This window comes from Jatrophihabitans sp. sgz311053 (genome assembly GCF_056135305.1).
On record NZ_JBWAXP010000002.1, the window covers coordinates 1,391,396 to 1,405,326 of the forward strand.

Consider the following 13,931-nt stretch of genomic DNA (forward strand, 5'->3'; position numbering starts at 1 on the left):
TCGACCGCGTCGTCGACCTGCTTCCGAAACCGGACAAACCGGTCGAAATCAGTTGACTGAGTCTTTACAGGGTTGACAATCGCCGTCAAGACCGTCAAAGCGACCTGCGCTGCGATATGGGTCTCAGCTCGCGCCTCGGTACCTCGCCGCCAATACTGAGAGGTATGGAGGTCCGCGAGCGCATCCTGCAGGCGGCCGTCGATCGACTCGGCGCCGTGGGTGTCGACGGGCTCACCATCACCGCGGTCGCCGCCGGTGCCGGGGTCTCCCGCCCGACGGTCTACGCCGCCTTCGGAACCCGCGAGCAGCTCGCCTCGGCGGCAGTGCTGCACGCGGCCACCGAGGCGCTCGTGCGCATCACCGACCGTGCCGCCGCCGCCCGGACGGCAGCCGACTACCTCGTCGAGGTGCTGGTGGCGGCCACCGAGGAGTTCCGGCGGTCGCCGGCGTTGGTCCGGGTCGCCAGCGGCAGCGAGGCGGGGCTGCCGGGCTTCGGCGAGCCCTTCGGTCCCGAGTCGATGGCCCGCGCGACCTCGTTCCTCGCGCCGATGCTCGCGCTCGAACCCGAGCTGGCCGACGATCTGCCCGAGATCGCGGAACTGAGCAGCCGGCTGCTGCTCTCCCTGGTGATGTTCGACAGCGAGATGTCGACCTCGGCGGCAGCCCTACGCGCCTTCCTGCATCGACGGGTTGCCTCGCTGCTGGGGTCGGCTGTCTGCACCTGACGGGTGGGCCGGTCCCGGCGTGGCCGCGGGCGCACTAGGCTCAGACGTCGTGCCGACGATCGGAATCCTCGCCCTGCAAGGAGACGTGCGCGAGCACGCCAGGGCCCTCGAGGCCGCCGGCTGCGCTGCTGTCCCGGTGCGGCGTCCGCGGGAGCTCGCCGCGGTCGACGGGCTGGTGTTGCCGGGTGGGGAGTCGACCACGATGGTCAAGCTCGCCCGCACCTTCGAGCTGCTCGAACCGCTACGCGAGCGGATCGGCGCGGGCCTGCCCGTCTACGGCTCCTGCGCCGGCATGATCCTGCTCGCCGACCGGGTGGACTCCGGCGGCGACCAGCTGGCCGAGACAATCGGCGGTCTGGACATCTCCGTGCGCCGTAACGCCTTCGGCCGGCAGGTGGACTCCTTCGAGGAGGACGTCGCCATCGACGGCGTCGACGGCGGACCGGTCCGCGCCGTCTTCATCCGGGCCCCGTGGGTGCACCAGGTCGGTCCGCGGGCCGAGCCGCTCGGCACCACCAGCGGCGGTCACGTGGTGGCGGTGCGGCAGGGGCCGCTGCTCGCCACGTCCTTCCATCCGGAGGTCACCGGCGACGGCCGCGTGCACGCCTACTTCTGCCGCATGGTCGCCGAGGCCGCCAGCTAGACTCGTCTGTCGGATCACCGGCATCAGCAGACAGGAGCGCCGACGTGTCAGGCCACTCCAAATGGGCGACGACCAAGCATCAGAAGGCCGCGAAGGACGCCAAGCGCGGCAAGCTGTTCGCCAAGCTCATCAAGAACATCGAGGTCGCGGCCCGCAGCGGTGGCGGTGACCCGGACGGCAACCCGACGCTCTACGACGCGATCCAGAAGGCGCGCAAGAACTCGGTCCCGATCGACAACATCGACCGTGCCGTCAAGCGCGGCTCCGGCGCCGAGGCCGGCGGTGCCGACTGGCAGACGATCATGTACGAGGGCTACGGCCCCAACGGTGTGGCCGTCCTCATCGAGTGCCTCACCGACAACAAGAACCGCGCCGCCATGGAGGTCCGCACCGCCATGACGCGCAACGGCGGCAGCATGGCCGACCCCGGTTCGGTCTCCTACATGTTCAACCGCAAGGGCGTCGTGGTCGTCCCCGACAACGGCCTGGACGAGGACGACGTCCTCGCCGCTGTGCTGGACGCCGGCGCCGAGGAGGTCAACAACCTCGGGGGCGCCTTCGAGGTGGTGAGCGAGGCGACCGACCTCGTCCCGGTGCGGACGGCGCTGCAGGAGGCGGGCATCGAGTACGACTCGGCCGACTCGTCGTTCCTGCCCAGCGTCCAGGTCGAGCTGGACGAGGAGGGCGCCCGCAAGGTGCTCAAGCTCATCGACGCCCTCGAGGATCTCGACGACGTCCAGAACGTCTTCGCCAACTTCGACGCCAGCGACGAGGTTCTCGAGGCCGTCGGCGCCGGGTAGTCCGTCGGAGGGGGTCGGGGGTCGTCCCGTCAGAGGTCGGCGGCGATCTTCTTGGCCAGGGCGAGGTTCTGGTCGTCGAACTCGGCGAGCTTGGACTCCTGCACGCTGGTGCCGAGCGTCTGCACGGCGAAGAGCACGTCGCCCTGCTGCACGGTCAGCGTGTGCAGCTGGTCCTTGATGGCGGCGTCGCCCACCTGGACAGAGGTGAAGGCGATGTCGTTGTCCTTGGCCTGCTTCTTGTACCGATCGAGGTCGCCGTCGAAGAGGTAGACGTTGACCGTCCCCTTGGCGAAGCTGTAGCTGCAGTTGCGGCTCTGGCCGGGCTTGCCGGCACTCGCGCCGGGGAAGACAGACGCCACCGTCGCCTGGTCGGTGACGTCGCAGGGTGTCTCAGGACCGCCGCTGCCGCCGCTGGCCGAGTCGGCATCCGAGCCGCAGGCGGTGAGCAGTCCGGTGACGAGTCCGGTGACGAGGAGAGCGGCCGCTGCGCGGGAGAGGGTCATGGCGATCCTTGGGTCCGGGAATGGTGCGCCCAGGCTGGGGGATCGCGCTTCGGGCAGCCTTAAAAGCTGTCGGCGGCCGTGCCGCTCAGAGCGCTGGGTGCTGCCAGAACTGGAAGAACGTTCTGCCGGCCCGCCAGAGCAGCTCGTTGGCACCGGTGAGGCCGCTGAGGTTGTCGACGAGGTCGAAGAAGGCGTCGTTCAGCGGCTGGAAGACGATCAGCAGCACGATGACGCCGAGCATGCCCCAGGGCTTCACCTTGTCGCCGTACTGCTGGGTCTGCGGGTCGAGGTAGGGCTCGATGATGGCGTAGCCGTCCAGGCCCGGCACCGGCAGCAGGTTGAGGACGGCCGCCGTGATCTGCAGGAAGCCGAGGAAGGCGACGCCGGACCAGAACCGCGCGTGGTTGTCCGGCGACACCCCGTCGCTGAGATAGAGCGCGAGGTCGCCGATGTGAGACTTCGCGAGCAGCAGCAGCACGACGCCGAGCACCAGGTTGGTGAGGGGTCCCACGGCGGCCGCGACGCTCTGCATGGCGCGGCTGCGGAAGGCGTGACGGTGCAGGTAGACGGCGCCGCCGGGCAACCCGATGCCGCCCTGCAGGATGAAGAAGAGCGGCAGCACGATCGACAGCACCGGATGGGCGTACTTGAAGGGGTTCAGAGTCAGGTACCCGGCGGCCTCGACGCTGCCGTCCCCGGCTCGGTAGGCGGCGTAGGCGTGCGCGAACTCGTGGAGGCAGACCGAGACGACCCAGCCGCCGAGGACGAAGATCGTCACGCCGATGTTGCCCAGCGTGGAGCCGGCGGCCGTCGTGACCCATGCCAGGGCGCCGCCGGCCGCCGTCACGGCGACGAAGACCAGGAAGAGCGGGCTGGGTCGCCGGTTGGCGCTGCGGCGGCGGTTGCCGAGGTTGTAGACCGACACGCTGCGCACGGTACGGGAGCAAGCCGTGCCGGTGACCTAGGCTCAGCGTTCGAACGACCGTTCGACCGGCGGCCAGGGCAGCGAGGAGGCACCGCGGTGCGCGTGCTCGGTATCGACCCCGGTGTCACCCGCTGCGGTATCGGCGTCGTCGACGGCGCGCCGGGACGGCCGCTGAGCCTGGTGCACGTGGCGGTCTCGGCGACGGCCCCGGACGCCGAGGCCGGCGCACGTCTCGTCGCCCAGGCCGATGCGATCGCCGAGGCGATCGCGATCCACCGGCCCGACATCGTCGCGGTCGAGCGGGTCTTCAGCCAGCACAACGTCCGCACCGTGATGGGCACCGCGCAGGTCGCGGGGCTGGCCATCGTCGCGGCGACCCGGGCCGGTGTGCCGGTGGCACTGCACACGCCGAGCGAGGTCAAGGCCGCCGTCACCGGATCGGGTACCGCCGACAAGGCGCAGGTCGGCGCGATGGTGGCGCGACTGCTGCGTCTCGGTGCGGCCCCGAGGCCCGCCGACGCCGCCGACGCCCTCGCGCTGGCGATCTGTCACGTCTGGCGCGGCGGGGCGCAGCGCCGGATGTCCGAGGCGCTTGCGAGAGTGAAGGCATGAGCGAGCCGATCGAGCTGCCCGAGATCAGCTACGACCCCGAGACGCTGCGTGAATCGTTCCGCCAGGACGTTGCCGGCCATCGTGACCGGCTGCGCGGCGAGATCCGGAACGCGCCGGACGAGACCGGCGAGCTGCTGGCCCGCGGCGACCTGGTCGACCTGCTGCGCATCGAGGGCGAGCTGGACGAGGCGCTCGACGAGGCCAACGCCGCCGTCGACCGTGCCGAGATCGACGGCACCGCCGCCCAGCAGCACCTGGCCCGGCTCCGGCTGGCGCGGGTGCACCAGTGGCGCGGCGACTTCGTGGACTCCAACCCGCTCTACACCGAGCTGCTGGCCGCGGCCGACCAGTTCGGTCCGGTGGTCGAGGCCTTCACCCACCAGCACGCCGGCGAGAACGACTACGACCAGCAGCACTGGGACGACGCCGTCGAGCGCTTCACGAAGGCCCTCGAGCTGCGTGCCCGGCTCGAGCTGGACGACGCCGGCCTGTCCCGGGCCGCCCTCGCCGCCGCGAAGCGCCACGCGGAGGCTCAGCCGGAGGCCGGGTCGTGATCGCCAGCGTCCGGGGCACGGTCGCCGCGGTGGCGCCGGACGGGGCCGTCGTCGAGGTCGGCGGCGTCGGGCTGGCGGTCTCCTGCTCGCCCGGCACCATCGCCCGGCTGCGGGTGGGGGAGCAGGCCCGGCTCGCCACCTCGCTGGTCGTCCGGGAAGACTCGCTGACGCTCTACGGCTTCGCCGACGACGACGAGCGGGCGCTCTTCGAGCTGCTGCAGACGGCCAACGGCGTGGGTCCGAAGCTGGCGCAGACCATGCTGGCGGTCCACCCGCCGCGCGAGCTGCGCCGCGCCATCGCGACGTCCGACTTCGCCACCCTGGTCAAGGTGCCAGGCATCGGGCGCAAGGGGGCCGAGCGCATCGTCATCGAGCTGCGCGACCGCATCGGCGCGATCGACGGTTCCGACGACGCCGTGCAGGTGGGGGGAGCGGTCGCCGCCGTCGCGCCCTGGCGGGATCAGCTCGCGCACGCGCTGGCCGGGCTGGGCTTCTCGGCGAAGGAGGCCGGCGACGCCATCGAGGTCGTGGCCGCCGACGTCGCCGACGGTCCGGCGGACGTCTCGGCCCTGCTGCGGCGCTCCATCCAGATGCTGGGCCGGACCCGGTGAGCAACCCCGACATCGACATCGTCGACGCGGCGGTGCTGCCCGAGGAACGCGAGATCGACGCCTCGCTGCGGCCGAAGGGGCTCGCCGAGTTCGTCGGCCAGCCGAAGGTGCGAGAGCAGCTGGAACTGGTGTTGGAGTCGGCGATGCGCCGTTCCCGGCCACCGGATCACATCCTGCTCTCCGGCCCGCCCGGGCTGGGCAAGACCAGCCTCGCCATGATCGTCGCCGCCGAGCTCGGGGCGCCGATCCGGGTGACCAGCGGGCCCGCCATCGAGCGGGCCGGGGACCTCGCCGCGCTGCTGACCAGCCTCACCGAGGGTGAGGTCCTCTTCGTGGACGAGATCCACCGCATCGCCCGGCCGGCCGAGGAACTGCTGTACATGGCGATGGAGGACTACCGCGTCGACGTCGTCGTCGGGAAGGGTCCCGGCGCGACGGCGATCCCGCTCGACCTGGCCCCGTTCACGCTGGTGGGCGCCACCACCCGGGCCGGGCTGCTCACCGGCCCGCTGCGCGACCGGTTCGGCTTCACCGGGCACATGGACTTCTACGACGCCGGCGAGCTGGAGCAGGTGCTGACCCGCTCCGCCTCGCTGCTCGGGGTGCCGCTGCACGCGGACGGCGCCGCCGAGATCGCCGGACGCTCCCGCGGCACGCCGCGCATCGCGAACCGGCTGCTGCGCCGGGTGCGGGACTACGCGGAGGTCCGCGCCGACGGGATCGTCACCGAGACGGTCGCGCGGGCGGCGCTGGCCGTCTACGACGTCGACGACCTCGGCCTGGATCGCCTCGACCGCGCCGTGCTCGACGCGCTGGTACGTCGTTTCGGCGGCGGTCCGGTCGGCGTGGGGACCCTCGCCGTCGCCGTGGGCGAGGAGGTCGAGACGGTGGAGGACGTCGCCGAGCCCTTCCTCGTCCGCGCCGGACTGCTGGCCCGGACGCCGCGGGGTCGGGTCGCCACGCCCGCCGCCTGGGAACATCTGGGGCTGCCCGCCCCCGCCGACGCGGCGCGTTCACAGGGGCCGACCCTCTTCGACGCGTAGGGTGTGCGCGGACCTGACCTCGACCCCCGGGACACCTCCGAGTGGAATACCTGCCGCTGATCGCCTTCGCCGCGATCATCATCGTCTTCATCACCTACGCCGGGCGCCAGCGTCGCAAGCAGCAGGCGGCACAGCTCGCGCTGGCTGAGGCCATCGGCGTCGGCACAGAGGTCATGACGACCTCCGGCCTCTACGGGACCGTGGTCGCCAAGCACGAGGACGACACCGTCGCACTCTCGATCGCCCCCGGTGTGGAGGTCCGCTGGGAGCTCGCCGCCCTACGCGATGTCGGCACGCTGCCGGGCCGGTTCCAGGGACGAGCGGGCGTCTCCACCACCGACGAGGCGCCTGGTGTCGACGTCGACAAGGGCGAATCGGACAATCGTGGCGGGCCCCGCTAGGCGTTCCGTCCGCTCGTCACGCTCGCCCGTGACCCAGTTCCCGGGCACCGTCGGTCATACTGACCGGCGGCCCGCACCGATGCGAAGACCATGACCGAGGAGTAAGTCACCGTGGCACCACCGCCGGGAACCATGCGCGTCTCCCGCTACTTCACCGCGCTCGGGGTCGTCCTCGGCCTGCTCTACCTCCTCGTGCTGCTGCCGGGCAACGCGAACACGCCGAAGCTGGGCATCGACCTCGTCGGCGGTATCCGGGTCATCTTCACCGCGGTCCCGCCGGCCGGGAAGACGGTCACCTCCACCTCCATGGAGCAGGCGCGGCAGATCATCGAGGATCGCATCAACTACACCGGTGTCACCGCCTCCACGGTGCAGATCCAGGGCGACGACCAGCTCGTCGTCTCGATCCCCGGCGGCACCGACACCGACGTGCAACGCCTGGGACAGGCCGCGCAGCTCAACTTTCGTCCGGTCATCGCCCCCGCCATCCCCAACAGCTGCATCTCCTCCTCGGGCAAGGGCTCCGGCTCCGCCAGCCCCTCCGGCAGCAGCTCGCCCAGCGTCGGCAACTCGCCGAGCTCGGCTCAGGGCGCCTCGGCGGGGCCTTCGGGGGCAGCGAGTTCAGGCGCGCGCTCGACCTCCGCCGCGCCGAGCGGGTCCAACGCTCCCAACGGGCTCAACCAGCGTCCGCTCACCGCGCCGACCTCCGCCAGCGCGACGGCCAGCCCGTCCGGAACCGCCACCCGTGGCGCGGCGACACCGACCGGGACCGCCTCCGGCACCGCCACACCCTCCGCACCGGCGTCACAGGCGCCGCAGCCGTGCGTCTTCAACGCCGTGGGCAAGTTGGCCGCTTCGGCCAAGATCACCATCCCGACGACCGAAGCCGGCTTCACCAAGCTCTCGCAGACACAGCAGCAGCAGATTGCCGCAGCGTTGGCCACGACCGACTGCGACCAGACCAACCGGGTGGACGACAACCCGAAGAGCTACTACGTGGCGTGTGGCGATCTTGGTGGTCAGCGATATGCCTATCTCCTCGGCACCGTCATCATCAGGGGCACGCAGGTCACCGAAGCCAACGCCATCGCGCCGTCGACGGGCCAGGGCGGCAGTCAGCAGTGGACGGTCTCCCTCACTCTCAACGACTCCGGTCAGACCGCCTGGGGCAACTGGACGACCGCCCACAACACCGGCAAGCAGGACGGGAGCCCGCAGCAGTGTGGGACGGCTGCGGGCGGACTGCCGTGCAACGACTTCGTCGCCTTCACGCTGGACGGCAATGTCGTCTCCGCGCCAGCCACGAACGAGCCCATCATCGGGCAGGCGACCCAGGTCTCGGGCAACTTCACGCCGGACGAGGCCAAAACGCTCGCCAACCAGCTGAAGTTCGGCGCGCTGCCGCTGTCCTTCAACACCGACTCCAACGAGCGGGTGTCGGCCAGCCTTGGGGTATCGCAGCTCAACGCGGCGCTACTCGCGGGTGGCATCGGCCTGGTGCTGGTCGTCATCTACTCGCTGCTCTACTACCGAGGCCTGGGCCTCGTCACCATCGCCTCGCTGGTCGTCTCCGGCCTGCTCACCTACGCGATGCTCGTGATCCTGGGCCAGCAGATCGGCTTCACCCTCGACCTCGCCGGCATCGCCGGGCTGATCGTGGCGCTGGGTATCACCGCCGACTCGTTCGTCGTCTTCTTCGAGCGAATCAAGGACGAGGTACACGAGGGACGCAGTGTGCGCGTCGCCGTGCCCCGTGGCTGGGTCCGGGCCCGACGCACCGTGATCTCGGCCGACATCGTGTCGTTCCTCGCCGCGATCATCCTCTACATCTTCGCCTCGGCCGACGTGAAGGGCTTCGCCTTCACCCTGGGACTCTCGACGATCCTCGACCTCTTCGTGGTGGTCGTCTTCACCCATCCGATGGTGGCGCTGCTGTCGCGGAGCAAGGCCTTCGGGTCGCCTCGATTCACCGGCCTGAACAGCGTCCGGGGGGGCGGCATCACGCCCGACAAGGACGAGCCGAAGGCCAAGGGTGCGGCGGCGCGGGCAGCCCAGCGCCGCAGCTCGACGGTGGTCCTGGACAAGGACGACGAGCCGGCGGACGACCGCGCCACCGGTACGGACGCGGTCGACGACACGGCCGACGAGGCACCCCGGCGTCGCAGCAACCCGCAGGGCGGCACGGCGGCCGAGCGGGCAGCGGCCCGGCGAGCGCGACAGCGCGAGCAGCGTGACGAGAAGGGCGACCTGTGATGGCCGACAAGAGCAACCTCCCCGACCCCACGCCGCCGGACGACGCCACTGCGGCCGACCCGGACGCTACGACGACGGTCGCGACGCCGAAGCCCACCGGCAAGAAGATCTCGATCTTCACCCAGCTCTATCGGGGCGAGACCCGCATCGGGTTCGTCCACGCGCGGAAGAAGTGGTACATCGCCTCGGCGCTGATCATGCTGATCTGCATCGGCAGCCTGGTCTTCCGCGGCTTCAACTTCGGCGTCGCCTTCGCCGGCGGCACGACGTTCCAGATCTCGACGAACGACACCTCGATCTCCGCCGACGACGTCAACAAGGCGTTCGTGGACGCGGGCGTGGAGCCCGACGGTGCGACGACCGAGGTGGGTGACTCGTCCAACCGACAGCTCGTCACCAATATCCCGGCTCAGAGTCCGTCCGAGCAGGACCGGGTCGAGACCGATGTCGCGAAGACGCTCGGCATCGGCAAGGGCACGTTCACCGTGACCTCGATCAGCAGCTCGTGGGGCCGCGACACCACCGTGAAGGCGCTGCAGGGCCTGATCATCTTCCTGGTGGCGGTGACGGCCTACATCGCGATCTGGTTCCAGTGGCGGATGGCGGTCGGCGCGATGACCGCGCTGATCTTCGACCTCATGATCACGGCCGGCATCTACTCGATCATCGGTTTCGAGGTGACGCCGTCCACGATCGTCGGGTTGCTGACCATTCTCGGTTTCTCGCTGTACGACACCGTCGTGGTGTACGACAAGGTGCAGGAGAACGCGAAGGACATCCTGGCCGGGTCGCGGACCACCTACAGCGACGCGGCCAACCTCGCCGTGAACCAGACACTGATGCGCTCGATCAACACCTCGCTGATCGGTCTGCTGCCGGTCGCCGGACTGCTCTTCGTCGGTGCGGGCGTGCTGGGCGTCGGCACCATCAAGGACCTCGCCCTCATCCTCTTCGTGGGTCTGGCTTCGGGTGCCTACAGCTCGCTGTTCCTGGCGACGCCGATCGTCGTCGACCTCACCGAGCGCGACCCGAAGTACAAGGCGCTCACCAGGCGGGTGGAGGCCAAGCGGGCCAGTGACGCCAAGCGCGGTGAGTCCGGTGAGCTCGTCGGCGCGGGAGCGCCCGCCCGTCGCGGTGGACCCGCCCCCGCCCCGAAGGTGGGCGCCCGGCCGCAGCGACGGAAACGGTGAGCAGCAGCCGCAAGGCCCACCTGGCCGCCCGCATCGACGGTGCCCTGCGGGACGTCGAAGACTTCCCGACACCGGGCGTGCTCTTCAAGGACATCTCACCCCTGCTCGCCGACGCCGCGCTCTTCGAGGCGGTCGTCTCCGGGCTCGGGGAGGCGGCTCCGGACGAGGTGGATCTCGTCGCGGGCGTCGAGGCGCGGGGATTCGTCTTCGCCGGCGCGCTCGCCGTCGAGCTCGGCTGCGGCGTCGTCCCGGTGCGCAAGGCCGGCAAGCTGCCGCCGCCCACCGTCAGCCGCAGCTACGACCTGGAGTACGGCAGCGCCGAGATCGAGGTCCCGACCGGGCTGTTGGACGGCAAGCGCGTCCTGCTCGTCGACGACGTGCTCGCCACCGGCGGCACGCTGCGGGCCGGGGTCGACCTGCTCGCCGCCGCCGGCGCGGAGGTCGTCGGCATCGGTGCCGTGATCGAGCTGAGTTTCCTGGACGGCCGGGCCCGCCTCGCCGACGGACCGCCGCTGCACACGCTGCTCACGATCTGACGCACCGGCGTATCCAGGCCGTCGTGCGAACGTCTGACTCTGGTATTTTGTCCCTCCATCATCCATTGGGAGGGTTTTATGACGAAGATTCCGACTCGTCTGGTACTGCTCGGGGCAATGATCGCGGCGTTGATGGTCGCGTCGCCCATGAGCTCGGCCTCGGCCAGCGGGGGCGCCCCCGCCTTCTGCCAGTCGGGCAATGTCTGCGCGTTCGAACTGTCCAACCTGCAGGGTTGCCAGATGAATTTCGCTACGCCAGACACCAACTTCGCGAATAACAACTATCACAAGGGTCTATCGGGCTGTGAAAATCGACCCGTCAATGACTCGATCAGCTCGATCTGGAACGACTCGAGCTATACGGTCTGCTTCTACCTGAACAAGGATTACAACTCTTTCGGCGAGAAGATCGGTCCGAAGAAGGTCGTCAACTACGTGAAGTACAACGAGGCCTACAGCTCGTGGAAGCGTTGCTGACGGACGCTGGGGTTGTTATCTGACGGAGTGGGCCTCGGCGTCGCCGGGGCCCACTCCCGTGCGTGCGCATCTGGTGCGGACGTACACTCGCACTACCTGCGAGGTGAAAGGGGTCGGCGCTGACAACCGATGCCGGCACGCGGCAGCCGCCGCCACGCAAGACTGACACGCCCGCATCCGGCGCGCCGCCAGCTCCGTCCGAGCAGCCGCAGACCGCACCTGACCCGACTCCCGCCGCCGCGAGTCCCACTGTCGCGAAACCCGCCGCGCCGGCGAAGAAGGCCCCGTCCGCCGCCACGCCCCGGGCCCGGCCGGCGGAGAAGCCCGAGTCCGGTGAGCTGCACCGGCGCCGGGTGCGCGACCGGCTGGCACGGCGCATCGTCACCACCGGCCGGCAGTCGACGGTCAAGCCGGTGCTGGAGCCGCTCTTCGCCATCCACCGTGCCGCGCATCCCAAGGCCGACGCGCGGCGGCTGCAGCGTGGCTACGACGTCGCCGCGGAGTGCCACCAGGGACAGCTGCGCAAGAGCGGTGACCCGTACATCACCCACCCGCTGGCCGTGGCGACCATCCTGGCCGAGCTGGGCATGGACACCACCACGCTCATCGCGGCGCTGCTGCACGACACCGTCGAGGACACCGGCAAGACCCTCGAAGCGGTCCGTGCCGAGTTCGGCGACCAGGTCGCACATCTGGTCGACGGCGTCACCAAGCTCGACAAGGTCAAGTACGGGCAGGCGGCCGAGGCCGAGACCATCCGCAAGATGATCGCCGCCATGGCCCGCGACCCGCGGGTGCTGGTCATCAAGCTCGCCGACCGGCTGCACAACATGCGCACGCTGCGCTTCCTCCCGCCGGAGAAGCAGGAGAAGAAGGCCCGCGAGACTCTCGAGGTGCTCGCCCCGCTGGCCCACCGGCTCGGCATGAACACGATCAAATGGGAGCTCGAGGACCTCGCCTTCGCCACGCTCTACCCGAAGCGCTACGACGAGATCGTGCGGCTGGTGGCCGAGCGGGCGCCGAGCCGCGACACCTACATCAGCGAGGTCATCGAGCGGATCACCACCGACCTGCGCGCGAGCAACATCAAGGCCGAGGTGACCGGCCGCCCCAAGCACTACTACTCGATCTACCAGAAGATGATCGTCCGCGGCCGCGAGTTCACCGACATCTACGACCTCGTCGGCATCCGCGTCCTCGTCCAGGACGAACCGGCCTGTTACGCCACCCTCGGTGTGATCCACGCGAACTGGCAGCCGGTCCCCGGCCGGTTCAAGGACTACATCGCCATGCCGAAGTTCAACATGTACCAGTCACTGCACACCACGGTGATCGGTCCCGGCGGCAAGCCGGTCGAGCTGCAGATCCGGACCAACGGCATGCACCGCACCGCCGAGTACGGCATCGCCGCGCACTGGAAGTACAAGGAGCGCAAGGATCTCGACGTCGCCGACCCGGCGGGGATGTCCGACGAGATGGGGTGGCTGCGGCTGCTGCTGGACTGGCAGCGCGAGTCACAGGACCCCGACGAGTTCCTGGACAACCTGCGCTACGACCTCAACGCCAAGGAGGTCTACGTCTTCACCCCCAAGGGTGACGTCGTCCCGCTGCCGGCCGGGTCGACACCCGTCGACTTCGCCTACGCGGTGCACACCGAGGTCGGCCACCGCTGCATCGGGGCCCGGGTGAACGGCAAGCTGGTCGCACTCGAGAGCGTCCTGGACAACGGTGACCGCGTCGAGGTCTTCACCAGCAAGGCCGAGAGCGCCGGGCCGTCACGCGACTGGCTGGAGTTCGTCAAGTCGCCGCGCGCCAAGAACAAGATCAAGTCCTGGTTTGCGCGGGAACGGCGCGAGGACGCGATCGACGCCGGCAAGCAGGCATTGAGCAAGGCGATGCGCAAGGCGTCGCTGCCGCTGCAGCGGCTGCTCGGCGGGGACCACCTGCTCACCCTCGCCCACGACATGCACTACGCCGACGTCTCGGCCCTCTATGCGGCCATCGGGGAGAACCACGTCTCCGCGCAGTCGGTGGTGCAGAAGCTGGTGGCGCAGTTCGGCGGCACCGAGGGCTCGGTCGAGGACATCGCCGAGGTCGTGCTGCCGACGGTCGAGCCGACGACGTCGCGTCGCACCACCAGCGATGTCGGAGTCGTGGTGAAGGGCGTCAGCGATGTCTGGGTGAAACTCGCCCTCTGCTGCACGCCTGTGCCCGGCGACGAGATCCTCGGGTACGTCACGCGGGGCGGTGGCGTCTCCATCCACTGCACGACCTGCACCAACGCCTCATCGCTGCTCGCCCAGCAGGAGCGGCTGGTCGACGTCGAGTGGGCACCGTCGACCGGGTCGTCCTTCGTCGTCTCGGTACAGGTCGAGGCGCTGGACCGGCGCGGTCTGCTCTCGGACATCACCAGGGTGCTGTCGGATCAGCGGGTGAGCATCCTCGCGGCGAACGTCACCACCAACCGGGACCGCGTGGCCATCAGCCGTTTCACCTTCGAGATGGCCGAGGCCATGCATCTGGACAGCCTGCTGCGCTCCATCCGGGGCGTCGAGGGCTGCTACGACGTCTACCGGGTGCACGCCAACTAGGTTCCACTAGCTTCCGAGCCACCTTCCCCTGCCGTGTGGTCGATCTGCGGCCCGCGGATCGACCAGA

Annotated in this window: 15 protein-coding genes; 13 read left to right on the top strand and 2 right to left on the bottom strand. The window is 69.8% G+C overall.

Features of this window, described 5'->3' with window-relative positions:
- Positions 1-164: 164 nt before the first annotated feature.
- From AC0NZQ_RS15470 to AC0NZQ_RS15480, 3 genes are read left to right on the top strand one after another with little or no spacing between them, the layout of a single operon-like run.
- Positions 165-725 (top strand): TetR/AcrR family transcriptional regulator, encoded by a 561-nt coding sequence (locus AC0NZQ_RS15470; protein WP_474530812.1) that lies wholly within the window; start codon positions 165-167, stop codon positions 723-725.
- 49 nt (positions 726-774) lie between these two features.
- Positions 775-1,368: a pyridoxal 5'-phosphate synthase glutaminase subunit PdxT gene (gene pdxT, locus AC0NZQ_RS15475; protein ID WP_474530813.1), complete on the top strand. Its 594-nt coding sequence runs from the start codon at positions 775-777 to the stop codon at positions 1,366-1,368.
- Positions 1,369-1,412: 44 nt separating this feature from the next.
- The gene (locus tag AC0NZQ_RS15480) at positions 1,413-2,168 is read left to right on the top strand and encodes a YebC/PmpR family DNA-binding transcriptional regulator (RefSeq protein WP_474530814.1); all 756 of its coding nucleotides are present in this window, start codon (positions 1,413-1,415) and stop codon (positions 2,166-2,168) included.
- A gap of 29 nt (positions 2,169-2,197) precedes the next feature.
- Here AC0NZQ_RS15480 and AC0NZQ_RS15485 read toward each other — a convergent pair whose 3' ends face one another.
- Positions 2,198-2,671, bottom strand: coding sequence for a hypothetical protein (locus AC0NZQ_RS15485; protein ID WP_474530815.1), 474 nt, complete (start codon positions 2,669-2,671; stop codon positions 2,198-2,200).
- Between the two features lie 85 nt (positions 2,672-2,756).
- The gene (locus tag AC0NZQ_RS15490; RefSeq protein ID WP_474530816.1) at positions 2,757-3,596 is read right to left on the bottom strand and encodes a site-2 protease family protein; all 840 of its coding nucleotides are present in this window, start codon (positions 3,594-3,596) and stop codon (positions 2,757-2,759) included.
- A gap of 96 nt (positions 3,597-3,692) precedes the next feature.
- Here AC0NZQ_RS15490 and ruvC point away from each other — a divergent pair, with 96 nt between their 5' ends.
- The 10 genes from ruvC to AC0NZQ_RS15540 all read left to right on the top strand — a co-directional run bounded on the left by ruvC (position 3,693) and on the right by AC0NZQ_RS15540 (position 13,864).
- Positions 3,693-4,208, top strand: a complete 516-nt coding sequence (ruvC, locus tag AC0NZQ_RS15495; RefSeq protein WP_474530817.1) for a crossover junction endodeoxyribonuclease RuvC — start codon at positions 3,693-3,695, stop codon at positions 4,206-4,208.
- Positions 4,205-4,762, top strand: coding sequence for a hypothetical protein (locus AC0NZQ_RS15500; RefSeq protein WP_474530818.1), 558 nt, complete (start codon positions 4,205-4,207; stop codon positions 4,760-4,762). Before ruvC ends, AC0NZQ_RS15500 begins: the two co-directional genes overlap by 4 nt.
- Positions 4,759-5,373: a Holliday junction branch migration protein RuvA gene (gene ruvA / locus AC0NZQ_RS15505; protein ID WP_474530819.1), complete on the top strand. Its 615-nt coding sequence runs from the start codon at positions 4,759-4,761 to the stop codon at positions 5,371-5,373. The genes AC0NZQ_RS15500 and ruvA overlap by 4 nt, the downstream gene beginning before the upstream one ends.
- The gene (ruvB, locus tag AC0NZQ_RS15510; protein ID WP_474530820.1) at positions 5,370-6,416 is read left to right on the top strand and encodes a Holliday junction branch migration DNA helicase RuvB; all 1,047 of its coding nucleotides are present in this window, start codon (positions 5,370-5,372) and stop codon (positions 6,414-6,416) included. The genes ruvA and ruvB overlap by 4 nt, the downstream gene beginning before the upstream one ends.
- Positions 6,417-6,457: 41 nt before the next feature.
- Entirely contained in the window at positions 6,458-6,817 is a 360-nt protein-coding gene (gene yajC, locus AC0NZQ_RS15515; protein ID WP_474530821.1) for a preprotein translocase subunit YajC, read from the top strand.
- Between the two features lie 111 nt (positions 6,818-6,928).
- The gene (secD, locus tag AC0NZQ_RS15520; protein ID WP_474530823.1) at positions 6,929-9,070 is read left to right on the top strand and encodes a protein translocase subunit SecD; all 2,142 of its coding nucleotides are present in this window, start codon (positions 6,929-6,931) and stop codon (positions 9,068-9,070) included.
- Positions 9,070-10,260, top strand: a complete 1,191-nt coding sequence (gene secF / locus AC0NZQ_RS15525) for a protein translocase subunit SecF (RefSeq protein WP_474530824.1) — start codon at positions 9,070-9,072, stop codon at positions 10,258-10,260. The genes secD and secF overlap by 1 nt, the downstream gene beginning before the upstream one ends.
- Positions 10,257-10,796 (top strand): adenine phosphoribosyltransferase, encoded by a 540-nt coding sequence (locus AC0NZQ_RS15530; protein WP_474530826.1) that lies wholly within the window; start codon positions 10,257-10,259, stop codon positions 10,794-10,796. Before secF ends, AC0NZQ_RS15530 begins: the two co-directional genes overlap by 4 nt.
- 78 nt (positions 10,797-10,874) lie before the next feature.
- On the top strand, positions 10,875-11,273 hold the full coding sequence (locus tag AC0NZQ_RS15535; RefSeq protein ID WP_474530827.1) for a peptidase inhibitor family I36 protein: 399 nt from the start codon (positions 10,875-10,877) through the stop codon (positions 11,271-11,273).
- 119 nt (positions 11,274-11,392) lie between these two features.
- A complete protein-coding gene (locus AC0NZQ_RS15540; RefSeq protein ID WP_474531414.1) occupies positions 11,393-13,864 on the top strand; it encodes a RelA/SpoT family protein in 2,472 nt (823 codons plus the stop codon).
- Positions 13,865-13,931: the final 67 nt, after the last annotated feature.

Coding starts and splice junctions, on each gene's coding strand:
- secF (WP_474530824.1), top strand. CDS start 9,070: ATGGCCGACAAGAGCAACCTCCCCGACCCCACGCCGCCGGACGACGCC.
- AC0NZQ_RS15470 (WP_474530812.1), top strand. CDS start 165: ATGGAGGTCCGCGAGCGCATCCTGCAGGCGGCCGTCGATCGACTCGGC.
- AC0NZQ_RS15485 (WP_474530815.1), bottom strand. CDS start 2,671: ATGACCCTCTCCCGCGCAGCGGCCGCTCTCCTCGTCACCGGACTCGTC.
- AC0NZQ_RS15535 (WP_474530827.1), top strand. CDS start 10,875: ATGACGAAGATTCCGACTCGTCTGGTACTGCTCGGGGCAATGATCGCG.
- AC0NZQ_RS15500 (WP_474530818.1), top strand. CDS start 4,205: ATGAGCGAGCCGATCGAGCTGCCCGAGATCAGCTACGACCCCGAGACG.